Here is a 245-nt window from a genome sequence, read left to right as displayed (position 1 = left end):
GGGAAGTGGTGGCGCGCTTCTCGCTCGACGGCATGCCCGGCAAGCAGAAGAGCATCGACGCGGACCTGCGCGCCGAAGCGATCACCTCGCACGAAGCACAGCGCCGCCGCCGCGACGTGGAACGCGAAAGCCAGCTCTATGGCTCGTACGACGGTGCCATGAAGTTCGAGAAAGGCGATGCCATCGCCGGCATCGTGATCGTGTTCGTCAACCTGTTCGGTGGTATCGCCGTGGGCATGCTGCAG

At 64.5% G+C, this 245-nt stretch carries 1 protein-coding gene; it reads left to right on the top strand.

The annotated features are described in order from the left end of the window. On the top strand, window positions 1–245 hold a 245-nt coding region (locus ACQG3P_RS21745; RefSeq protein WP_426806210.1), incomplete at both ends, for an FHIPEP family type III secretion protein.

The sequence above is a fragment of the Stenotrophomonas sp. SrG genome, from assembly GCF_050031795.1.
Taxonomy (GTDB): domain Bacteria; phylum Pseudomonadota; class Gammaproteobacteria; order Xanthomonadales; family Xanthomonadaceae; genus Stenotrophomonas; species Stenotrophomonas rhizophila_A.
Note: the sequence above shows the minus strand (reverse complement) of the source record. Positions and strands in the feature narration are given on the sequence as shown.